At 65.4% G+C, this 21745-nt stretch carries 18 protein-coding genes; 10 read left to right on the forward strand and 8 right to left on the reverse strand.

Annotated features, from left to right (window positions below; genetic code table 11):
- Nucleotides 1-9: 9 nt before the first annotated feature.
- From RR_RS17395 to RR_RS17405, 3 genes are all read left to right on the forward strand, one after another.
- On the forward strand, nt 10-381 hold the full coding sequence (locus RR_RS17395; RefSeq protein ID WP_004964927.1) for a DUF3209 family protein: 372 nt from the start codon (nt 10-12) through the stop codon (nt 379-381).
- Nucleotides 374-1639 (forward strand): PQQ-binding-like beta-propeller repeat protein, encoded by a 1266-nt coding sequence (locus RR_RS17400; RefSeq protein ID WP_011224565.1) that lies wholly within the window; start codon nt 374-376, stop codon nt 1637-1639. Before RR_RS17395 ends, RR_RS17400 begins: the two co-directional genes overlap by 8 nt.
- A 124-nt stretch (nt 1640-1763) precedes the next feature.
- Nucleotides 1764-2525, forward strand: a complete 762-nt coding sequence (locus RR_RS17405) for an Rnase Y domain-containing protein (RefSeq protein ID WP_011224566.1) — start codon at nt 1764-1766, stop codon at nt 2523-2525.
- Between the two features lie 14 nt (nt 2526-2539).
- Here RR_RS17405 and RR_RS17410 read toward each other — a convergent pair whose 3' ends face one another.
- The 3 genes from RR_RS17410 to RR_RS17420 all read right to left on the reverse strand — a co-directional run bounded on the left by RR_RS17410 (nt 2540) and on the right by RR_RS17420 (nt 5685).
- Nucleotides 2540-3250, reverse strand: a complete 711-nt coding sequence (locus RR_RS17410) for a CbtA family protein (protein WP_007189687.1) — start codon at nt 3248-3250, stop codon at nt 2540-2542.
- On the reverse strand, nt 3250-3456 hold the full coding sequence (locus RR_RS17415) for a CbtB domain-containing protein (RefSeq protein ID WP_007189686.1): 207 nt from the start codon (nt 3454-3456) through the stop codon (nt 3250-3252). The genes RR_RS17410 and RR_RS17415 overlap by 1 nt, the downstream gene beginning before the upstream one ends.
- A gap of 69 nt (nt 3457-3525) precedes the next feature.
- Nucleotides 3526-5685, reverse strand: a complete 2160-nt coding sequence (locus tag RR_RS17420; RefSeq protein WP_011224567.1) for a VWA domain-containing protein — start codon at nt 5683-5685, stop codon at nt 3526-3528.
- A 35-nt stretch (nt 5686-5720) separates the two neighbouring features.
- On the opposite strand from RR_RS17420, the gene cobN reads away from it, so the two are divergent.
- From cobN to RR_RS17435, 3 genes are all read left to right on the forward strand, one after another.
- Entirely contained in the window at nt 5721-9659 is a 3939-nt protein-coding gene (gene cobN / locus RR_RS17425) for a cobaltochelatase subunit CobN (protein WP_011224568.1), read from the forward strand.
- Nucleotides 9649-10374: a precorrin-8X methylmutase gene (locus tag RR_RS17430; protein WP_011224569.1), complete on the forward strand. Its 726-nt coding sequence runs from the start codon at nt 9649-9651 to the stop codon at nt 10372-10374. Before cobN ends, RR_RS17430 begins: the two co-directional genes overlap by 11 nt.
- A gap of 67 nt (nt 10375-10441) precedes the next feature.
- Nucleotides 10442-11206, forward strand: a complete 765-nt coding sequence (locus RR_RS17435) for a cobalt-precorrin-7 (C(5))-methyltransferase (RefSeq protein ID WP_007189683.1) — start codon at nt 10442-10444, stop codon at nt 11204-11206.
- Nucleotides 11207-11228: 22 nt separating this feature from the next.
- Here RR_RS17435 and RR_RS17440 read toward each other — a convergent pair whose 3' ends face one another.
- Together RR_RS17440 and RR_RS17445 are read right to left on the reverse strand one after the other, a co-directional pair.
- On the reverse strand, nt 11229-11696 hold the full coding sequence (locus RR_RS17440) for a DUF2062 domain-containing protein (protein ID WP_007189682.1): 468 nt from the start codon (nt 11694-11696) through the stop codon (nt 11229-11231).
- A gap of 76 nt (nt 11697-11772) precedes the next feature.
- A complete protein-coding gene (locus RR_RS17445) occupies nt 11773-12546 on the reverse strand; it encodes a CbiX/SirB N-terminal domain-containing protein (RefSeq protein WP_007189681.1) in 774 nt (257 codons plus the stop codon).
- 170 nt (nt 12547-12716) lie between these two features.
- Between RR_RS17445 and RR_RS17450 the strand changes: the two genes are divergently transcribed.
- Nucleotides 12717-13205 (forward strand): cation:proton antiporter regulatory subunit, encoded by a 489-nt coding sequence (locus RR_RS17450; RefSeq protein ID WP_004964894.1) that lies wholly within the window; start codon nt 12717-12719, stop codon nt 13203-13205.
- A 34-nt stretch (nt 13206-13239) separates the two neighbouring features.
- Nucleotides 13240-14451: a cation:proton antiporter gene (locus tag RR_RS17455; RefSeq protein WP_049939078.1), complete on the forward strand. Its 1212-nt coding sequence runs from the start codon at nt 13240-13242 to the stop codon at nt 14449-14451.
- Between the two features lie 21 nt (nt 14452-14472).
- On the opposite strand, the gene RR_RS17460 is transcribed toward RR_RS17455, so the two are convergent.
- Complete coding sequence (locus RR_RS17460; protein WP_049939079.1) at nt 14473-15513, reverse strand: zinc-binding dehydrogenase; 1041 nt, start codon at nt 15511-15513, stop codon at nt 14473-14475.
- A 466-nt stretch (nt 15514-15979) separates the two neighbouring features.
- Here RR_RS17460 and RR_RS17465 point away from each other — a divergent pair, with 466 nt between their 5' ends.
- The gene (locus RR_RS17465) at nt 15980-16174 is read left to right on the forward strand and encodes a XapX domain-containing protein (RefSeq protein WP_004518274.1); all 195 of its coding nucleotides are present in this window, start codon (nt 15980-15982) and stop codon (nt 16172-16174) included.
- Between the two features lie 84 nt (nt 16175-16258).
- Here RR_RS17465 and RR_RS17470 read toward each other — a convergent pair whose 3' ends face one another.
- A complete protein-coding gene (locus RR_RS17470) occupies nt 16259-16975 on the reverse strand; it encodes a hypothetical protein (protein WP_011224572.1) in 717 nt (238 codons plus the stop codon).
- Between the two features lie 3 nt (nt 16976-16978).
- Nucleotides 16979-20431: a CehA/McbA family metallohydrolase gene (locus tag RR_RS17475; RefSeq protein WP_011224573.1), complete on the reverse strand. Its 3453-nt coding sequence runs from the start codon at nt 20429-20431 to the stop codon at nt 16979-16981.
- A gap of 357 nt (nt 20432-20788) precedes the next feature.
- Between RR_RS17475 and RR_RS17480 the strand changes: the two genes are divergently transcribed.
- Nucleotides 20789-21715: a nucleoside hydrolase gene (locus RR_RS17480; protein WP_011224574.1), complete on the forward strand. Its 927-nt coding sequence runs from the start codon at nt 20789-20791 to the stop codon at nt 21713-21715.
- Nucleotides 21716-21745 lie beyond the last annotated feature (30 nt).

Genomic DNA, 21745 nt, shown 5'->3' on the forward strand with positions numbered 1-21745 from the left:
ACTACACACATGAGCTGCTACGAAATCGAGGCCCTCCGACTGGGTCTCATGAACGTTCTCGGTACCGAAGACGACCACGCGCGCCAGCACGCGGAACAGGAGCTGGAGGGCCACATGACCGGCCCGATAGAGGCCCTCGCCGGCGCGAAGACGCTCGCCGCCATCGAGCGCCACCTCGACGCCGCGCTCGTGGACCTCGAAGAGGAAATCGCCGCAACCCCCGAAGACGACCCCGAGTACGACTACCTCCGGGGGCGACTGGTCGCCGTCCGCGACGCCGAGCGGGCGGTGTCGCGCATCACCATGCAGGGCGAGGATGTCCTCGCCGGGCTCGGTGAGGCCCACGACGTGCTTCACGAGGCCTTCCCGGTCGATGAGTAGCCAGCGCGCCCCGACCGCTGACCTCGGGGATGTAGCGCCAGCCCGCTCGCGCCATCAGGGCCGCCGCTCGGCGGTCACGCTGACCAGTGGTCTCGCGGTCGTCGGCACCGCTGATGGGGACCTGCAGGCGTTCGACGTGTCGGCGGACGCCGGTCCGCTACACCGGCGCTGGCAGTACGGCACGGATGGCGAACCGAGTGTCGTCGCGGCGGTGCCTTTCGACGGCGGTGTCGTCACTGGCGAACGCAGCGCCCGCGGCGAGATCCGCTGTCACGATGCCGGCGGCGACCTGCGATGGCGGTACGAAACCCGCGGGGACCTCGGCGAGGCCCAGCAGGAGACGCGCTTCTTATTACCTTTCGTCGCCAGCCTCGCCACCGACGGTGACCGCTGCTACGCCGCTGCCCGGCGATACGAGCGCCGGACCGACGACGACGGGAACGACCTTCGCCACTTCGAGAGCGTCGTCTACGCCTTCGGAGCTGATGGCTCCATTGACTGGACATACCGGACCGACGGCTCACCCATCTCGCTCGATGCTGACAAGAACCGCGTCGCCGTCGCGTACAACCGGTGTCCTGGCGACCACCAGCACGGCCTCGTCGTCCTCGACGCCGACGACGGTGACCCGCGCTGGATGTGGGACCCCGGGACCGACGGCCAGCGCCGTGTCGGCGACGTTGCGCTGCTGGCTGACGGCGCTGTTGTCTCCAGCCACGGCGATTACCGCGGCTACCGGCTCGACAGCGGCGGCCGGGAGCGCTGGCGCGTCCCACTGGCGACGCCGACCGACGTGGCCGGTGACACCGTCTACGCGTACCCGAACCACGTCCACGCGACGGACGAGGGCGCGGTGTTCGTCACCGGCAACACATATCCAGAGGACGGCCGTGAAACGGACGCCCGCCACCCGAACGAGCACACCGCCGCTGGTGTCTCGCTCGATGGTAACCGCCGCTGGGACGCGCCCGTGGGCGGCTTCGCTAGCGGACTGGGAACTGATGGCTCGCTGCTGGCCGTTCCCGGCGCGCAGAACTTCCGGGACCGCGACGCCGACGACCACGCGCTTCGACTGTTCGATGTTGTCGACGGCCCCCTCGACACGTTGGACACCGACGGCGTCGTGACGGCAGCCGCAGTCTCCGATGGGACCGCTGTTGCTGTCGAGGAACCGGTCGTTTACCACGACGAGGGCCACGAACGCGGCGCGTACCGATTGCATCGAATCGAGACACCCGTCGCTGACGCGTCGACGTAGCGATCTCGGCTGTAACGGCACTCCAGACGACTTTTTGCTGTCCCCGGTTTGGCTCCGATTACTGTGTTATGTGGTGTCAAACTAACCGTTCGATAGCCGTAGCGTCTCGGTATAGGAGCCCAGTATGGCTGATAACACAGACCCGGACCACGAGGAGGCACAGCCGGCGGCGGACTACGAAGCCGACGACGACAGCACCGTCGATGACAGCGCCGACGACAGCACCGTCGATGACAGCGCCGACGACAGCACCGTCGACGACAGCGCCGACGACAGCACCGTCGCCGACCGCCCAACCGAGCGCGAACGGGAGTTCGCGCAGATGCAGCGCCGGCTCAATGAACGGGAGATGGGCCTCGATCAGCGGAGCGCAGAGCTCGACCGGCGCGAAGAGAAGAGTGACGCCCGCGAGGAGGAACTCGACCGGCAAGAGGCGGAACTGGACGAACGGGAGTACCGGCTCGATGAACGCGAAGCCGCGCTTGACGACCGCGAGACCGACCTCGACAAGCGCGAGGCCGAACTGACAGAGTACGACGCGCAGCTTTCCGAGCGCGCCGCGGAACTCGACGAACACGAGGAGACGCTGAACACCTACCTCTCAGAACAGATGTCAGACCTAGAGGAGACGGTCACCGGGACGATGTACGACGCATTGGAGCGGTACGAGAACCGGTCGGCTGGTCGGTTCGGCCCGACCGGTACGATGCTCGTCGGGCTGGCCGGCGTGGCGCTCGTCGTCGCCGGAATCGGGTTCGGCGCACTGGCGTCGGCTGGTACGGCCCCGTTCAGCGCCGGCGGGACGACGGCGAACGTCGTTATCGCCGCGGTCGTCGCTATCGTCGGGCTGGCGCTGAATCTCGGGACAGTTGCCGGAAAAATCTGAATCGTGTCGTTCCGTCAGTCTGCTGTCGCTGGATAGTCCAGCTCGTCCGCAGCCGCGGTGTCGTTCTCGCCGAGCCACGTGTGTACACCAGCGATGGTGGCCCACAGCACTAGCTGGCCGAACACGACCGTCCAGCGGTAGGCCGCGACGAGCGCGGCAGGCACGTCACCGTGGACCGGGTTTGCCGGTGCGAGCGCGACCGGAACTGCGAGCAGTGCGAGCGGCAGCGCCATGGCTCCGAGTCGAATGGCGGTGTGGTGGCGCGCTGTCCGCTGATACGCGAGCCCGGCGAGCACTGCGACCAGCGCCCCCAGTGCCATCAGGCCGGCGTACCAGGCGAGGCGCGTCTCTGTCCCAAGCGCCTGCTCGACGCCCGGTGGCTGTGGCGGCAAGACGAGCCACGGCGCGCCGGAGACGGTGAGAAAGCCGGCTCCCGCAAGCGCCAGTCGCTTCGTCGCGCCCGAGCCGGGGATTGCAGGTTCGAGGAAGAAGTACACCATCCCGAACGCTGCAACGCCGAACAGCAGGCCCCAGAGGACGCCGCCGCCGATGCTTACGACGGTCGTCGTGAGTTCGGAGACGACGGGGCCGCCCCCGCCGTGGCTGTGCTCGAATGTCTCCAGTCCAGCGGTGAAGGCGTTCCCGACCGTCGCGATGAACAGGCCGTAGACCAGCCCGCCGGCCACGCCGGCCATCGCGCCGCGTTCGAGGTAGTCAGTCGCCATCAGTGGCAGGTGATGCCGGCGCTGTGGCGGAAGTTGTGCAGTGAGTCGTGCAGCATTGGGTCCTGCACGAACAGCAGCGTGAAGCCGAGCGCCGCCACCAGCGCGACGGCGATGGCGATCTGTGGGCCAGTCAGGGATGCTCTGGCGCGTTCGATACGGTCGTACACGCTATCCGTCGCGTGTTTGGTATCAGTGTCATCCTGCATTGAAATCTCGTTTGTCTTAAGAACAAGTAAGATTGTAAAACTTCCGCCTGATACAGCGCCGACCAAGAGCTACTGGTCGCTGGCGACGGCATCGACGCGCTCCGCGGTCAGCGCGTCCAGTGAGACCACTGACGCGTCCGTTTCCTCTGCAACGAGGTCAAGTAATCCAGCACGGCCCGCTTCGCCGGCATTCACGACGATAGTCCGGGTGGCTGCTTCACCGAGCGTTCGCGCCGCGGTTCTGGTCGCTGCCACCGGACTCCCGTCGGCGGTGTTCGCCCGCCCGTCGGTTACGACGATGACGACGCCGGCATCCGGGTCCGCCCGGTCGAGCACTTCGCAGGCGGCCGTCAGCCCGTCCGGCAGTGGTGTCCGGTCGCCTGTGGGGAGGTCTTTCAGGTGGCGTGCCGCCAGCGAAACGCTGTCAGTGGGCGGGAGTACCACGTCCGCGCCCTCGCCGGCGAAGGTGACGAACGCGACTTCGTCGCGGGCCTGATAGGCGTCTTTCAGCAGTTCCAGTACTGTGCCTTTTGCGGCTTTCATCGCCGGGCGCATCGACGCGCTCGCGTCGACGGCGAACACCACCAGCGTCTCGGCGTCGCCTGCACGAACGGACTTCCGAAGGTCACGTGACTCGACACGGCCGCTCCCGCGACTGGCCGCCGCCCGGACCGACGCTGCGGCGTCGACCTCATCGTCCCGGCCGGCGCGCTCGGTTCGGACCGTTGCACCGCGTTTCGTCCCTGTCGCGCTCGCACGGCCGCTTGCGCTCCCACCGTCTGTGTCGACCGATGGTGCGTCCACGTCAGGCGCGCCGCTGTCGCCGACTGCGGTGCGGGACTGGCCCGGCAGCAGCGGGGTGGCGTTTTCGGGGTCGTCGGGTTGGTCGGGGTCGCCCTCCCCACCGTCGTCTCCGGCCGCTCCTTCGCCGTCGCCGGCCTCTGCTTCCTGCCGCTCGCCGTCGCTGTCGGCCGAAGCGGGCGTCGGCTGCTCGCCGCGCTCGCCTGACTCGTCGTCGCCGTCCTCGCCGGATTCTCCGCTGTCGTCCGGGCGCTGCTCCTGCTGTTCGCTTCCGTCCTCACTGCCTTCGGAATCGGCTCCGTCGTTTACTGACTCGTCGCCGGCCCCCGCTTCCTCGTCGCTGTCCGCGTCACCCCCCTCCTCACCGCTTTCTTCGTCATCGGCGGACTCCTCCTCAGCCTCGCCCTCCTCGTCCTCGAAATGGTCGTCGAGCACGTCGTCCACGTCCGGCGCGTCCTCGAAGGGCCGGGAGGTGAGCCGGTGGGGGAGCGCGAACTCGGCGGCGCGTTCGATATCTGATTCGAGTACCGTCGTCCGCCCGTCCAGCGCAGCGAAGGTCCGGGCCGCTCGCGCTGTAGCGATATCGCCGCGGTGGCCGTCGAGGCCGGCGTCCCGACAGAGTTCGGCGATCTGTTCGCGGAACTCGCGGGCGAGGTCGACCTCCGGGAGCAGGTCGCGGGCGGTCCGCAGGCGCTCGCCCGGACCGCGGTCCGGTTCGGTCTGCCTCTCCTCGTCATCGCTTTCCCCGAGCGCCTGGTCAATGATAGCAACGCGGTCGTCAAGGTCCTCGCAGGCGCTGACTTCAGTCTGCAGGGCGAAGCGGTCCCGCAACTGCGGGCGCAGGTCGCCTTCTTCGGGGTTCATCGTCCCGACGAGCGTGAACTCGGCGGGGTGGGTGACGGTGACGCCATCGCGCTCGACCCGGTTTTGGCCGCTCGCGGCGGCGTCGAGGAGTACGTCCACGAGATGGTCGTCGAGCAGATTCACCTCGTCCACGTAGAGGATGCCGCGGTTCGCGCGGGCGAGCAGGCCGGGGTCGAACTCGTGGTCGCCGTCGAGCGCGTCGGCCACCGACAGCGTGCCGACGACGCGGTCCCGGGTCGCACCGAGGGGGAGCGTCACGAGTGGAACCGAACGAGTTTCGACCGGCGGGTCTGAGCGTGTCCGGCAGTCCTCGCATTGCTCGTCGGGCCGGTCTGGCGGACAGCCGTAGGGGCAGTCCGCGACCGCGCGCTGCTCGGGCAGCAGGTCGGCAAGCGCGCGCACCGCCGTCGACTTCGCTGTCCCCTTCTCGCCGCGGACCAGCAGGCCGTCGAGGTCGTCGTCCGTCGCGACCGCGAGCAGGCCGTCCTTGAGGTCGCGCTGGCCGACGACGGCCGCGAACGTCGGTCCCTGCGAAGCTTTTTTGCCCGCGACGAATACAACCATACTTGTATTAGTGCAAACGGAGATTTAATAACGTTATGCCACAGCTAGGACTCTACACCGCGACGGAGAACGAACTCGGGGCCGTCCAGCGGGCCGCGGGCGAGGTCGACGCCGACCTCGTCGTGCGCTCGGAGAGCGACCTCGACGACGAGCCAGCGGTCGAGGCGTTCGTCGACGAACTGACCGACGCCGACGCCGTCGTCCTCTGGCTCCACGGGGCCGAGGACAGCATGCCCGGCTACGAGATGGCCGTCGAGCGGTTGCGCGAGGCCGGCGTCCCGCTCGTGGTGAAAGCGACGGGCGACGCCTTCGCCTTCGAGGACACGTCGGTTCCGGACGAGCACCGCGACACCGTCTACGACTACCTCGACAAGGGCGGGGCGAGCAACGTCGCCAACTGCGTGCGCTACCTGGTGGCGCAGTACGGCGACGCCGACCCCTCGTACGACGAGCCGGTGACACTGCCAACGGAAGGAGTGTATCACCCTGACCATCCGGGCGCAAGCATCGACGAACTGCGGGCGACGTTCGACCCCGCGAAGCCGACCGTCGCCGTCTGGTTCTACGAGTCCCACTGGACCCACGAGAACACCCGCTACGTCGACGCGCAGGTCCGGGCCATTGAGGCCCACGGGGCGAACGCGCTCCCGATATTCTGTGAACCGGCGACCGACGCCGAGGGCCAGTGGAACGCCGAACAGGTCACTGAGGAGTGGCTCCTCGATGCCGACGGCAACCCGCTGGTCGATGCAGTCTGCTCGTCGTTCATGTTCTCGCTGTCGATGGACGAACGCGGGCGCAGCGCCGACGACGAAGGCCAGAGCGCCGAGGACGTGTTCCTCGACAAACTCGGCGTCCCGGTCATCCAGACCGTGACGACGATGCGCTCCCGGTCCCGGTACGACAGCAGCGATACGGGCGTGATGGGCTTCGAACTCGCGCTTTCGGTCGCGCTGCCGGAGTTCGACGGCAACGTCATCACGCACCCCATCTCGGGCAAGGAGCGGACCGACGACGCCGCCGATATCGGGAGCGCCCCGAAACAGCACTTCCCGATCGACGACCGCATCGACCACGTCGCGCGGCTGGCGGTCAACTGGGCCGAACTGCGCCACACCCCGAACGACGAGAAGCAGGTCGCCGTCGTTCTGCACAACTACCCGCCCAGCGACGACGGCATCGGGACCGCCTTCGGGCTGGATTCGCCCGAGAGTACAGTGAATCTGCTGGAGGAACTGGATGCTCGCGGGTATGACCTCGGTGATACGATGCCCGAGAGCGGCCAGTCGCTTGTCGAGCGCTTGACCGCCCAACTGACCCTCGACGACCGCTGGGTCGCGCCCGAGGACGTGCGCGAGCTGAGCGTCGACACCGTCTCGCCGACCCAGTACGGCGAGTGGTTCGAGATGCTTGACGACGACTTCCGTGAGAACGTCGTTGAGGAGTGGGGCGACCCGCCTGAGCGCCCGTTCGCAATTCCCGGCGTGGAGTTCGGAAACGTGCTCGTGACAGTCCAGCCCCCACGCGGGTTCGGCATGGACCCCTCGAAAGTGTACCACGACTCGGACCTCCAGCCGCCCCACGACTACGTCGCGTTCTACCGCTGGCTCCGCAACAGCTACGAGACGGACGCTGTCGTTCACCTCGGGACCCACGGCAGTCTGGAGTGGCTGCCGGGCAAGACTGTCGGGCTGGACGGCGAGAGCGCACCGGACCAGCTCATCGACGACATCCCGAACGTCTACCCGTACATCGTCAACAACCCCGGCGAGGGGACCCAGGCCAAGCGTCGGTCCTATGCCGCCATCGTGGACTACCTGACCCCGGTGATGGCCAATGCCGGAACCTACGACGACTTGGCCGACCTGGAAGAACTGGCCGACCGCTACCGCGAGGCCGGCATGGAAGACGCCCGGACCGACGACGGCGAGCACCTCGCCGAGCAGCTCCGCCAGACCGTCGACGAACTGGACCTCGCTGTCGAACTCGGCATCGCCGGCGAAATCGACGAGAAGGCCGACGTACGTGGCCCTGACGAAGCCGGGTCGACGCTCGCTGAGGGTGACGTGGCTGGCGACGACCTCGACATTGACGCCCTCGTCGAACGGGTCCACGAGTACCTCACCGACGTGAAGACGACGCAGATCCGGAAGGGGCTGCACACGATGGGCGAGCCGCCGGCCGACGACCGACTGGTCGACTACTTGGTCGCGCTCACGCGCCTCGAGAACCCCGGCGCGCCGTCCCTGCGCGAGAGCGTCGCTGGCGTGCTGGGCGTCGACTACGACAAGCTCCGGAACGCCCCCGGCGAGTACGACGAGGCGCTGGGGATGACCTACGCCGAGGCCGCCGACCACGTCCACGAGACCAGCAAAGACCTCGTCCGGACACTGGCCGAGCACGACTTCGACGTGCCCGAGAGCGAACTCGAAGACAACACCTCGGAGGTGAATATGAACCTTCTCGTGGTCGACATCGAACCGCTCGGGGACGCTCGCGTCCGGTCTGGCGCACACGAGGACCTCCGCGAGGCGCTGGCGTACATCTGCGAGGAAGCCGCTCCGCGGGTGGCCGGCGCAGCCGACGAGATTCCCCGCACCGCCGATGCTCTGGCTGGCGAGTACGTCCCACCCGGCGGCTCCGGCGCGCCGACCCGCGGCGGCGTCGACCTCCTTCCCACAGCCAGAAACTTCTACACACTGGACCCGCGGAAGGTCCCGGCCAAGACGGCGTGGGACGTGGGCAGCGAGGTCGCCGACGGTGTACTGGAGCGCCATGAAACGGACGAAGGCGAGTACCCCGAGGAAATCGGCGTCGTCGTCTGGGGCACGCCGACGGTTCGGACCCGCGGCGAGACAATTGCGCAGGTGCTCGCGCTGATGGGCGTCGAACCGGTCTGGTCCGACGCCGGCCGCGTCGAGGACGTGGAACCGATTCCGCTCGAGGAACTCGGCCGGCCGCGTATCGACGTGACGACGCGTGTCTCCGGCCTGTTCCGCGATGCGTTCCCGGCGGCAGCGGGGGTCGTCCACGACGCCGTCGACGCCGTTGTCGACCTCGACGAACCCCACGAGATGAACTACGTGAAGAAACACGTCGAGGAGGAGACCGATGACCTTGTCGCCGACGGCATGGACGAGGGCGACGCCGAGAGCGCGGCGAAACACCGCGTGTTCACCACTCGCCCCGGCGGCTACGGGGCCGGGACGAACAAGGCCGTTGACGAGGGTAACTGGGACGACCGCTCGGACCTCGCCGACGTGTACGTCCAGTGGGGCGGCTACGCGATGGGGTCACGCGGCCGAGTGAGCGACGCTCACGACGCATTCGAGCGCCGTCTATCCTCTGTCGACGCGACGGTCAAAATCGAGGACACCGCCGAACAGGACGAGTTCGACTCCTCGGACTGGTACGCCTTCCACGGCGGCTTCATCTCCGCGGTCACGGAGATTGCCGGCGAGGAGCCGAACTCCTATGTCGGGGACTCCTCGGACCCGGACAACGTCGACGTGTACACCAACGAGGAGAAAGTCCGGAAGGCGATGCGGGCCCGCGTCCTCAACCCCTCCTGGCTCGACTCGATGGAGGAACACGGCTACAAAGGAGCCGGGGACCTCTCGACGACGGTCGACGTGGTGCTGGGCTGGGACGCCACGACCGACGTGGTCAGCGACACCCTCTGGGAGGACGTGGCCGAGCGCTACGCCTTTGACGAGGAGCGACAGGACTGGCTCCGAGACGTGAACCCCTGGGCGCTGGATTCGATCACCGACACGCTACTCGAAGCCATCGACCGCGGGCTCTGGGACGCCGACGATGAGACCCGGGACCGCCTGCGGGACCTGAATCTGGAAGTTGACGGTGACCTGGAGAGCCGAGCGACGGGGGGTCCGGAGCGAGGCTCTCCGAACGAGCGAGCGGGGAGCAGTGCGACCCGCGAGCAGGACGAGGAGGTGACTTCAGATGACGACTAACACGGACGATGCGACAGACGGTGACGCGAACAGCGACGACGGCTTCGAGGAGTACGCCGACCTTGGCGCGACCACCTCGAACGCAATGGACATCGCGGAGACGTCGATGGACCGCGTGCGCGAACTCGTTCGGGACGAGACGCTGGCCGATCGGATTCGCCAGAAGTCCGTCCATGCGACCGGCGACCCCGAGTTCCAGCACCTCGTTCGCTTCACCGGAGCGGACGACGACGAGCCGGTGCGGGCCGGTGCGCAGGCAGTGCTGGACGAACAGCCTATCGTCACCGATATCACGATGGTCAAGGCCGGCATCACCGGCCGCGGCCACGACTGCCCAGTTCAGAAGGCCATCGGCAACGGCGCGGAGCTGGCCGCCGAAACCGGGATGACACGCACGGCCGCGTCAGTGCTCGAACTCGACAAACAGGGTGTCTACGACGGCGCTATCGCCGTCGTGGGAAATGCCCCGACAGCGGCGCTCGCGCTTGCAGATTGCATTGAGGACGGCACTCGGCCGGCCGTCGTCGTCGCCACGCCCGTCGGCTTCGTCAAGGCTGCTGAGAGCCGGGAACGGCTCCGCGAGGTCGCCGCCGAACATGGCGTCCCGACCATCACGAACGTCGGCCGCCGCGGCGGGAGCGGGCTGGCCGCCGGGCTGACGAACGAACTGGTGCACGTCGCGTCGGACGTGCGGGAGGGGGTGGTCGATCTATGACCTCCCCCCTCGGGACGAGTGAGCGGGGAGAAACGACCCGTGAGCCGCGATGGAGTGGTCTCCATAGATGACTGAGAACGACGACTACGACCTCGATTCGGGACCGGACCCAGCCGATATTGCGGCGAGCGCGCCCGAGGACCCCGACGCCGACCGGCCGGTCCACGCCGTCGGCATCGGCCCGGGCAACCTCGATTTCCTGACGCCGCGCGGCGAGGAGGCGATCCGCGAGGCTGACGTTGTCGTCGGCTTCGAGACAGTCGTCGAGTTCGTCGCCGACCGGACCGATGCGGACCTCCTGACCTGCGGCTACCGCGACGAACTGGACACGCTCGACGCCTTTGCCGAGCGCGTGGCCGGCGGCGAGCGCGGGACTGCGGTCGCGATGGGCGACCCGAACCACTCTGGCTACCAGTTCGTGGGGAAGGTCCAGCGTGCCGTCGACCGTCCGGTTCGTATCGTGCCGGGCATCTCCTCGCTCCAGATCGCTGCCAGCCGTGCTCGGACGCCGATGGAGGACACGACATTTGTCACGCTGCACAAGAGCGGCGACCTCTCATCCGATCTCGACCGGCTTCGGAACGATGTGGGCGACCGACACCTGCTCGTGCTGCCACGCCCCTTCGACCTGATGCCCGAAGACATCGCAGCCGAGCTGTTGGATGCCGGCAGCGACCCCGAGCTACCGGCGCTGGTCTACGAGCGGCTCACCCACGATGACGAGGCTCGGACCGCAACGACGCTCGGCGACCTTGCGCAAGATGCTGGCGGCAACAGCAAGGACGACACACGGTTCTCGGATCTTTCGGTGTTTGTCGTGCGGCGGGAGTGAGGTCGTACTGCGACAGTCGCTATTAGCTGACCGCAGCCGACCCAGCCTGCCGCTGCCTGTACTCGTTGATCAAACGGAACGCGAGTACGTACCCGACAGCCGCGAACACCACGGCCAGAATGACGTTTCCTGTCCATAGTCGGACCAGCACGTCGCTACCCATCGAGACAGAGACACCGTCAAACGACAGGCCGGGCACCGGCCCCAGAATCTGGTTACCGAGCCAGAAGCTCGACGCGTACACGCCCCACTTGACCGGCGGATTGAGTATCAGCACGGACGCGAACAGCGCGACCTTGCTGAGCTGTTTGAACAGGTACGCGAGGACGAGGAAGGCGATAAAGCCGGTGCCAAGCGTCGGTAGTGCGGTGAGGAACACGCCGACGCTGAAGCTCATCGCGACTTCTCGCGGCGAGTGGTCTTCTATCAGCGCAGCCACCAGTTTCTCTTTGACCTGCTCCCGCGTCTGCGCTACTCGTCGGCGTACCATCTATGTGCCAGAACGTACCGTGGGTACAAATCGCTTCCTCTCGTTCTGAGTCCGCGGTTCTGCCGCTGCGACAGCCCTAATCACCCTCGCCGTCGGTCGCCATCGGCCGGTTTGTTGCGGCCAGCGTCGCCTCGAAGGTCTGCGGTGTGCGTGTGTCGGCCATCGTCCGCGCCGTCTCGACGGCGGTCGCGACGGCCTCGGTGACGAGCGGGTGGTCACCCAGTGTGTCGGTGTAGGCGAGCCCGCCTCTATCGAGGTCGAGTTTGGCGGGGATCTGTGACTCGGTCGCGTCGGTTGGCGCGAGAAAGAGCGGCACGGCGACAGCGTGGTCGTGGGCGAGGTTGTACCTGACACATTCGACAGCCGGGTTCTGGAGCAGATAGCACGGTTCGACCTCGCCGAAGGCCGAGCGCTCGCGCAGGCGCTCGGCGTGGTACTCCGTCACCTGCCGCTGATACGGTTTGCCGCTGGAGCCGAAGGCGACGAGCGCGACGGAGGAGTCAGCGGCTTCCGGGACCGCAGCGGCGGCACGGTCACGGATCGCTTCGGTCAGTAGCGGGCTGCGACCGACTGGTTCACAGTAGTGCGTTTCAGCGTCGATTTCGTCGAGTGCCGCCGGCACGTCTGTGACTGTTGAGTGGTCGTGCGCGACGGTCATCGGCAGCGCGAACACGCGGTCGGCATCGATGGCTACCAGTTCGTCGCGTAACTCCCGACGGGGTTCGTGGTCGTAGGTCAGCACCGTCACGTCGGTTGCTACGCCGCGCTCGCGCAGGCGGCGAGCGTGTGTCTCGAAGGGCGTAGCGCGTGACGTGTCCCGACCGATGAGCAGGAGTGTGTCGTGTGGCATTGGTAGCTCCCAACGCTAAAACAAGCTGAGTTGTTTTAGCGAAAGTTGGCTTGCCTGAACGTTGGCAGGAACCCACTAATACCTTTGGGTCCCGCCTATCGGGTGCCGGCGACCCGATAACTGAGGTCCGGGCACAGAGGCTTATACGCAGTCGAACGCAATCCCGGCGTATGGACGTGACCGAGAGTGACCTGCCCGGCGTCGGTAAAAAACACGAGGTAAACATCGGCGGTGGACAGCAACTGGTCGTCGTGACCCACAACACGGGCACTCGCGAACTGTACCTGAAAGAGAGCGCGGACGCCGACTCCGAGAAACTCCTCGAACTCTCGGACCGGATGGCCCGACTGGTCGGCACGATACTCGAAGGCGCGTACTTCCAGCCGGTCGAATCCAGCCACGTCGAGACGATGCTGTCGGAAGGGACGCTGCTCGAGTGGTACGCGGTCGAGGCGGACTCGCCACTGGTCGGCGAGACACTGGCCGGTGCTAACGTCGGGCAGCGAACCGGCGTCACCGTTGTCGCGATACAGCGCGGCGACGATGTCATTCCCGGCCCCACGTCGACCGTCGAAATCGAGGACGGCGACACTGTTGTGGTTATCGGCGAACGCGACAACTGCGAGTCATTTGAGAAGCTCTTGGCCGGGGACCTGTAGATGGTCAGAACCGAGTTGCTGGGGGGCTGCTGTCGTGGCTGACCTGCTCGGCATCGGTGTGTTGTTCGCCGCCGTTGCAGCCGCTACGCTCGTCGCGGTGTGGCTGAACAAGTCGGTGATCCCGTTGTACATTGTCATCGGGATGGTACTGTCGCCGTCTGTCGCGGGGCAGGTTGCCGTCGCTGGCTACGGTCTTCCGGTCGTCGAATCCTCGGAGTTTATCGAACTCGGCGCGGAGCTCGGTATCGTCTTTCTGCTGTTTTTCCTTGGCTTGGAGTTCAATCTGGACCGGCTGCTGGACAGCTGGGAGCGCATCACCAGAGCGGGGACTATCGACCTCGGCATCAACTTCGGTGTCGGGCTCGTGCTCGGGTTCGCGCTGTTTCGGGACCCGCTTGCGGCCTTTCTGGTCGCCGGCATCGTTTACATCTCCTCGTCAGCTATCATCACGAAGTCGCTTATCGACCTCGGCTGGATCGCCAACGACGAGGCCAACCCAATGCTCGGGACGCTCGTGTTCGAGGACCTGTTCATCGCGGTGTATCTCACAATCGCCGCCGCGCTCGTCACCGGTGGGTCCGACCTCGGGGCCGCCGCGACCTCTGTCGGCGTCGCGCTCTCATTCATCGTCGCGCTCCTGCTGCTGGCCCGTTACGGGACGCCATGGTTTGAGCGGGCCTTACAGACGACCTCGAACGAGTTTACTGTGGTGCGAGCCGTCGGTATCACGGTTTTCATCTCCGGGCTTGCCCTCGCTATCGGCGTTAGCGAGGCCGTCGCCGCGTTCTTCATCGGGATGGCCTTTGCCCCGACCACTCACACGCACAAGCTAGAACGACTGCTGGAGCCCCTCCGCGACACGTTTGCGGCGGTGTTTTTCTTCTGGATCGGCGTCGAGACCGACCCGCGACTGTTCGCCGGCGTCGCAGAGCTCGTCGTCGCCGCTATCGTCGTCACGACGCCGACAAAAATTCTGTCGGGCTATCTGAGTGGCCGTGCGTACGCCCTCACCCCGCGCCGGTCAATGCGTGTCGGCCTCGGGATGGTCACTCGTGGTGAGTTCTCCCTGATTATCGCCGCCGTTGCCCTGACCGGGGCAGGCGCGTCACTGTCGACCGAGTTGGCAAACGCCGTCTACTCGTTTACCGTCGCATATGTCCTTCTCATGAGTATTCTCGGCACAATGCTGATGCAGTACTCGGCTCCCTTCGAGGCGTTCGCGACGGCTCGGTTCGGAGCGGAGTAACGACAAAAACGAAGGGCGGACCTACAGTTCGCTGTCGGGAACGACCACGACCTTCCCGAAGCCTTCGCGGTCCTCGATTATCTCGTGTGCCCGGGCGATTTCGCTCATCGGCAGCGTCTCGCGGACTCGCGGCTCCATCTCACCCTGCCAGACCAGATCCAGCACTTCATCAGCCTGCCCTGGGGTGGCCATCGTCGAGCCGATGACCTGCAACTGATTCCAGAAGATGCGGTTGATGTCCGTTTCCGGGTTGCCGCCAGTCGTCGCCCCGCAGGTGACGACCCGGCCGCCCTTGACGAGGCTCTTGAGCGAGTCCTGCCAGGTCTGTGCGCCGATGTGGTCAACGACCATGTCGACGCCGCGGCCGTCGGTCAGGTCCCGAATCTCGCTCGCGAAGTCCGTCTCCTCGTAGTTGATTGTATGGTCCGCACCCAGTTCTTTGGCGTAATCGAGTTTCTCCTGGCTGCTGGCGGTCGCGAACACCTCAGCGCCGGCGTGGTCGGCAATCTGGACGGCGGCGTGGCCCACACCGCCGGACGCACCGAGCACCAGTACCGACTCGCCGGCCTTCAGGTCGCCGCGGTCGCGCAGCATCCGCCAGGCGGTCTGGAACACCAGCGGCGATGCGGCGGCTGTCTCCCAGTCGACGCCCTCGGGGACTGGGGTGAGATTCTCCGCCGGCACGGCGGCGTACTCGCTGTGGACACCCCGGACGTGCTCGCCGATGATGTGGAAGTCCGGTGCGAGTGTCTGGTCACCCTTGCGACTGAACTCGTCGCCGCCGCCGCTCTTGCCGGCGAGGACGGCCACCCGGTCGCCCGGTTCGAACCGCGAGACACCGTCGCCGACCTCGTCGACAACACCCGCGGCGTCACTGCCCGGAATGTGTGGCATCTCGAGGTCGATGCCGGGGAGCCCGCGCCGCGTCCAGATGTCGAGGTGGTTCAGCGCGGCCGCCTTCACATCGATGACCACCTCATCGCGGCCCGGTTCGGGGTCGGGAAACTCGCCATACTCAAGCACATCACGGTCGCCGTGACTGTCGAACTGAACGGCTTGCATCGTCATCACTTCCCGTGGCTTGGTTATAAACGCCAGCCTCCCGGACGATACTGAGCGTGGTTGCTCCTCTGGCGGTATTCAGCCTGTGCGTATATAGCCCTATAGCCTTCTACTTCAAGATTATTTGCATACATAATGAGATAAGTGTCTACAGTAAAACCGCTCTTACCGCTTTTCACTCTCTACGTGGCTAGATATACTAGAGACAAACCTAGAAAATGAGTATGTATCTCTCGAAAATACCTTATTCGGATAGCTGGATATACTTCTTGGTATTACAGAACTGTCTGCGGTTGGTGTGTGCTACTCCCAACCATTGCTGACCTGATGAGGAGCATACTTACCGCTCGAATCCGTTCTATATGCCACCAATGGCACACACTTCAAACACACCCGTCGGCCGCTTTTGGGGCGCTTCGACACCCGATTGCGTGGGTCCTCGCTGCAGAGCAGTGGTGACCGACCGATGAATCTCTCACTCGTCATCGTCGCGACGATGACCGGCGTCGCTACCGGCGTCGTGTTCGGACTGCTGGACGTTCCCATTCCGGCCCCGCCGAACCTCGCCGGTGTTATGGGAATCCTCGGAATCCTCGTCGGCTATCGCCTCATCGAGTACTTCGATGTCGGCGTCAGCCTGCTGTCGTTGCTGAAAGTCTGAGCAACGACACGGCGTTTTTCGAACCGAATCGTACTCTCTCCCGTTCTCAGAACGACGGTGACGGCAGTGACTACACCGCTGCCGTCAGTGGTCTGCGTGCTCGGTTCCGTTGTGCTGGTGAGTGCTTTCGGTCCCGCTGTGGTCGGTTTCAGCGTGGTCGTGGTCGCGCGTGCGGCGGCCGTGGTACGTGTCGAGCGTCCGTTCGAGCAGCGCGGTCCGCGTCTCGTGGCCCTCGGCGACCGGTTCGACCCACCGCGATTCGGTTCGCCAGTAGCCCATCACGTCGCCGGACGGCTCGATTACCTCCGCGTCGAGGCCTTCGACCCCCCAGTCGTCCGTGTACGCCTGGATGAACGAGACGACGACCGTCTCGATGCCAGCCGCGAGTTCGTGGCTGCGCGTGCTCTTCGTGACGTAGGTCAGCCTGATGCGACTGTCTTCGACGGCGAGGGAGTCAATATCGACGAACCACTCGCGCAGGTGGGATTCGAACGCGGCGAGTTCGGTGTCGGCAGCGATATCGGCTTCGTCGTCACTACCGTCGTGGCTGTGTCCATCGCCGTGGTCGTGACCGCCGTCTGTATGCGTGTGGCCGTGCGCCTCGTCGTGGTGTGCCCCATCGCCTGCCTGTGCGGGCGTTTCACTTGTCTCGGACGTTGCCGCCGAGCCGCCAGCTCCGGTATCGCCCGGCTGGCCGTTCTGTGTACCGCCGAGGCTGCTACAGCCGGCGCTGGTCACCGCAGCCAGCGCGAGGGTTCCAAGGAACCCACGCCGACTCCGTCGCTGGCTGGTGTCCCGCATGGCTCAGGTCCTCCGCCGCGTTGCGAGCAGCGCTGCACCGATGAGTGCAAGCAGCGTGACGACGGCGGTGAACCCGGGTCCGGACGCGGCGGTCGTCTCTGACTCCGCGGTTGCAGTGTCATCCACCGCCGTTGCTGCTGACTCGCCCTCGGTGTCTGGCGCGGCAGTCGCCGTGGCTCCGCCGGACTCGCCGTTGCCGTCAGTCCCGGATTCGGCTTGCTGACCGGCCGAAATCCAGACTGGGCTAGTCAGCGCTCGGTCGCCGTCTTCGTCGACGACACGGAAGGCGACCCACGCGTTCCCGTCGATATCAACGTCGGTGCTCATGGTGTCGTTCGTGCCGTCGAGCGTGACGTTCGAAACGGTCGTGCCGTTCCGAATGACCTCGGCGTAGGCCAGTTCGTCGAGGTTCCGGACCGTTGCGGACGCCTCTACGGACGACCCGGCGGTCGTGTTCACGGTCTCGCCAGGCATCCTGTCCTCGACGGTGAACTCGACGGCCGGACCGTACGTCGCGTACGTGTGCCCGTCTTTCACGGACTGGGCCCACTTCTCGGGCGTGACAGTCCCCTCGACGTATGCCCGGGTGCGGGCGCTCCCGTATTTCGCCGGGAAGCACTGCGAACAGTGGTCGTCGCTGACCCCGGTCGCGGTGATGTCGTAGCCGTTGTTCCAGAGGGTGAACAGCCCCTGCACGCTCGCGGCGTCGGACTCGCCGTACGGACCGTTGTACGCCTCGATGGCGTCGACCATCGGGAGGTACTCCTCGTGCTGCCCGGGCGCACTGTCGAGACTGACGAAGCGGTCACCCGGATGGTTTATTTGGAACACCGTCGCGTTGTGTCGGCTGCGGGACTCCTCGATGAACTCCACGAGGGTCCCGTCGGAGTCGACCATCTCCTCGCCGTGCATCGGGTAGGGGTTGAAGTGCCCGAGGTCGCCGGTGGTTATCTCCTCGCTCCGGATGAACATGATGTCGCGCTCTGCGGCCTGTGACTCCATCGAGCCCCAGCCGCCGATGGCGTTGTGGTCGGAGATGAACACCGCGTCGACGCCCGCCGATTTCTGGATGGCGACGAAGTTGTCGATGGGCGTCTTGCCGTCGAAGCTGACGCTGCTGTGGGCGTGGGGGTCGATGCCGACCCAGTTGCGTTCGCTTGGGTCGAGTTCCTCGGTGAACGTCGCGTTGACGCTGACCGATTCGCCGGGCGTCACCGAGATGTTCTTTTCGACCGGCTCGGCGATGTAGCCCGTCCCGTGGTTGAACACCAAGGTGTAGTTACCGGGCGGAAGCTGGAACGAGGCCGTGCCGGCCGGCGTCGTCCGGGTGTAGACGGTCTGGACCGCGGTGCCGCCGTCGAGCACCGTAATCCGGGCATCGGCGGGACTGACCTCGCCCTCGTCGTCTATCGTTGCGGTGACGTTGACGGGAGCCGGTCCTTCTAGCGAGTCGAAGTCGGCGGTTGTCGTTTCGCCGCCGCTGACGGTGACGGACTTGGGCTCTGATGCTGCGAACCCGCTGGCATCGGCCGTTAGCGTGTACTCGCCGGCGGGGAGTTCGAGTTCGTACGTTCCGGTCTCCGAGCCGACGGTGTAGGTGAACGCACGGTCGTCCTTTGAGGCGGTGACTGTAGCCTGTGAGACGGACTCGTTGTCCGTACTCTCGATGCTGCCGGTCACCGTCCCTGTCTCGGTTCCCTGCTGCTTGTTGTAGTACTCGCTGGTCGCGCTACTTGACCCATCTTCGCCGACGAAGAAAGCGAACTCCGCTGACCGCGTTTCGCCGGGGTCGAGGCGGTGTTCGAGCCACGGGTCAACCCAGGTTGTGGACCCCGTGTACGAGGTAAATGAGCCGTTCCCGCCCCAGACGCCGTAGCTCACGCGGTCACCGGTGAGCGCGGCCCAGGGCTGGTCGAGCGTGTCGGCACTCACTGGTGGCGAGCGCGTCTCTTCGATCGTTCCCGAGCCAGGGAGCCAGGTCGACTGCCCCTCGGAACTCAGTGCGGCCCCGCTCTGGAGGCGCTCGGAATCGTTGATCGGGAGGCGCTGGTCGCCGCCGTTTTCCATCGTGGTGTTGATCCAGATGTGGCTGGAGTTGGCTGGCAGCGTGTACGTCGTCGTAATCGAGACGTTCGGATTCGTGCTGACGTGGCCAGTCGCGGTGACGACTGCCGCGCCGTTTGGCCCGGTTGCGTTCTGGCGCTCGAAGGACTCGTAGACGGGCCACGTCCCGAAGTTGTTGAACGCGAACTCGGCGACACCGATCTGGTCGGTCGTCAGCCCGTACGCGTTGGCGTCGTAGATACCGCCCGGCAGCGTGCCGAAGGGTCCGTTCGTCTCGGTACCGATGGCGGCGGCGACTTCGCTGTTTTTCAGCACAATCGTCTCGTTTGCTGGCGTCTCGCCGCCCTTGACTCGCTCGCCGGTGACGGCGACCGGCTTGTCCGGTCGCTCGACGTGGCCCGACGAGGCCAGCCACTTCACCGTCCGGAAGAGGAACGGCCGCGTATCGGTTTGCTGGTGTTCGGCCTGCCACTCGTCGGTGAGATACGTCGTGAGCGACTTCTGACTGCCGAAGGCGACGACGCGGCCGTTGTCACCGATATCCCACGTCGCGGCCGCACCAACGATGCGCTCGCCACGGGGGTACTCCTTCTCTGTCGTGGAGTAAGTGTACTCGTAGGTATCGCTGTCACCGTACAGCAACGGGGCCTGCGTCCCGTTGTCCGTGTCGGTCACGTTGAGACTGACGCCGTCGTACTCCACGGTGTCCACGTTGTTCATTATCGGATGTTGGCCCGTGTTGTGGAGCACAACTCGCCACTCGTAGTCTTCGACTGTCTTGTTGGTCGGGTCCTGAATGTTCCGGAGCCACTTGTCGCTCTCGCCGTTGAAGTGGAGCCCGTACGGGTCGGTGATGTCGTTGAGCTTGCCGGCGTGACCCTGTAGCGGTGAGGTCCAATCCCCGACGACGAACAGGCTGCCGCCGTTTCTGACGTATTCGTCGATCGCATCCTGTTCGGCCTCGCTATAGGCCGTCTGAGGGACGGGAATAACGACCACGTCGTAGTCCGACAGCCCGTTCGCGGCCGAACTGTTCCACGAGGTCAGCCCGCCGGTCGTCGACCGTTTCGTGTCGACGTCGTACCCGCGTTCGCTGAGTCGGTTTGCGAACTTCGTGAACGTCGAGCCCTGATGACTCCCGTCGATCAACACGTCGACCCCGGCCCCACTGTTGTTGAGATCGACCGAATTATCAGGCACTGGACAACTACTGTCAAGCTGACAGGTCGCCCCACCAGCTGCGGCTGTCTGTGTCGCTGTCTGGCTATTCGCCGTTACCAACTCGTTTTGCTCGCTCGGTACAGCAGCGGCACTTCCAAGGAAGCCGGTGCTGACCACCGACAGAACGAGTAGTACGCTGAGTAGTACTGGTCGTATGTGATTTCTGTCCATCACTTCCCGTACAGTATTATGACTATATAGTTAAAATTTGTGATAGACGCACTATTTCTGGATACTGACTGTTGTCTGTAACGAACGACCAACTTCGCCTCGTCCCTTCGAACCGTGGCTCGGATTTCGACTCTGGGGATGGACCGACTCTTTGCTGTCCCCTGCTATCACACCGCTTGGCCAGTATAAGACGGCGTTGACGGACACACCTGATCTGTCGGCCACACATTCCGACACACCGATTGTGGTAGCGACGATGGCCCGACAGATCGTCCACAGGTCTGTCTACAGCGGTGCGTCCGTGTTACATCCGGTACGTACCAGCCTTTAAGACCCGATGGGCGGAATTTCGGAGGTATGTCACGCAAAGTCTTCTTTGATACGGACCCTGGCTGCGACGACGCGGTCATGCTGGCGATGGCGCTCGGTCACGATGCAATCGATGTTGTCGGTCTCTCGACTGTCTGCGGGAACACGACTATCGAGAACACGACGCGAAACGCCCACGCGATACTGGGCCTCGGTGGCTACGACGTTCCGGTGTCCCGGGGCTGTGGTCGCCCGCTCGTCGACGACCTCACGACCGCCGAGTGGATTCACGGCGAGAACGGGCTCCACGGCGACATCCCCGACGCCGACGGCAACACACGGGATATCCACGGGGCCGATGCAATCGTCGAAGCCGCCCACGAGTACGGCGACGAACTGACGATCGCGGCCGTCGGTCCGCTTCCGAACCTGGCGATTGCACTGGCCAAGGAGCCGCGGTTACCCGACCTCGTCGACGACATCTATCTCATGGGTGGGGCGGCGATGACGACCGGGAACGTGACGCCGATGGCCGAGGCCAACTTCCACAACGACCCCGCGGCGGCCAGCCGCGTCCTGCAGGACGCCACCACGCGGATGGTCGGGCTGGATGTGACCAACCACGCCACCGTCTCTCCCGAGTTCATCGAGGAGTTCCGCACGGCCGATGGCATCCGGGGGACTGTCGCCCAGTGGCTCGACTACCGGCCCGACTCCGGAACCTACCCACTGGCCGACGCGCCGGCCATCCACGACGCCGCTGTCGTCGCCGACATCATTGACGAAACGGTGCTCACTTTTGAGGAGTACTACCTTGAGGTAGACACGACCGGCGGCCCCTGCCACGGGGCCGTCATCTGTGACGAGTACGGCACGACCGACAACGAGCCAAACAGCCGTGTCGCTGTCGACATTGACGTGGACCGTTACCGCGAAGTGCTCGAAGCCGGCGTTAGGGCTTACGCGGCGGAATAATCCAAAACATCGCTCTATGACGGCTGCGTA

Source organism: Haloarcula marismortui ATCC 43049, from assembly GCF_000011085.1.
In the GTDB taxonomy this organism is placed as follows: Archaea; Halobacteriota; Halobacteria; order Halobacteriales; family Haloarculaceae; genus Haloarcula; species Haloarcula marismortui.

Excerpts from the sequence above, each read along its gene's own strand:
- RR_RS17395 (WP_004964927.1), top strand. The coding sequence starts at position 10 with ATGAGCTGCTACGAAATCGAGGCCCTCCGACTGGGTCTCATGAACGTT.
- RR_RS17400 (WP_011224565.1), top strand. The coding sequence starts at position 374 with ATGAGTAGCCAGCGCGCCCCGACCGCTGACCTCGGGGATGTAGCGCCA.
- RR_RS17405 (WP_011224566.1), top strand. The coding sequence starts at position 1,764 with ATGGCTGATAACACAGACCCGGACCACGAGGAGGCACAGCCGGCGGCG.
- RR_RS17410 (WP_007189687.1), bottom strand. The coding sequence starts at position 3,250 with ATGGCGACTGACTACCTCGAACGCGGCGCGATGGCCGGCGTGGCCGGC.
- RR_RS17415 (WP_007189686.1), bottom strand. The coding sequence starts at position 3,456 with ATGCAGGATGACACTGATACCAAACACGCGACGGATAGCGTGTACGAC.
- RR_RS17420 (WP_011224567.1), bottom strand. The coding sequence starts at position 5,685 with ATGGTTGTATTCGTCGCGGGCAAAAAAGCTTCGCAGGGACCGACGTTC.
- cobN (WP_011224568.1), top strand. The coding sequence starts at position 5,721 with ATGCCACAGCTAGGACTCTACACCGCGACGGAGAACGAACTCGGGGCC.
- RR_RS17430 (WP_011224569.1), top strand. The coding sequence starts at position 9,649 with ATGACGACTAACACGGACGATGCGACAGACGGTGACGCGAACAGCGAC.
- RR_RS17435 (WP_007189683.1), top strand. The coding sequence starts at position 10,442 with ATGACTGAGAACGACGACTACGACCTCGATTCGGGACCGGACCCAGCC.
- RR_RS17440 (WP_007189682.1), bottom strand. The coding sequence starts at position 11,696 with ATGGTACGCCGACGAGTAGCGCAGACGCGGGAGCAGGTCAAAGAGAAA.
- RR_RS17445 (WP_007189681.1), bottom strand. The coding sequence starts at position 12,546 with ATGCCACACGACACACTCCTGCTCATCGGTCGGGACACGTCACGCGCT.
- RR_RS17450 (WP_004964894.1), top strand. The coding sequence starts at position 12,717 with ATGGACGTGACCGAGAGTGACCTGCCCGGCGTCGGTAAAAAACACGAG.
- RR_RS17460 (WP_049939079.1), bottom strand. The coding sequence starts at position 15,513 with ATGCAAGCCGTTCAGTTCGACAGTCACGGCGACCGTGATGTGCTTGAG.
- RR_RS17465 (WP_004518274.1), top strand. The coding sequence starts at position 15,980 with ATGAATCTCTCACTCGTCATCGTCGCGACGATGACCGGCGTCGCTACC.
- RR_RS17470 (WP_011224572.1), bottom strand. The coding sequence starts at position 16,975 with ATGCGGGACACCAGCCAGCGACGGAGTCGGCGTGGGTTCCTTGGAACC.
- RR_RS17475 (WP_011224573.1), bottom strand. The coding sequence starts at position 20,431 with ATGGACAGAAATCACATACGACCAGTACTACTCAGCGTACTACTCGTT.
- RR_RS17480 (WP_011224574.1), top strand. The coding sequence starts at position 20,789 with ATGTCACGCAAAGTCTTCTTTGATACGGACCCTGGCTGCGACGACGCG.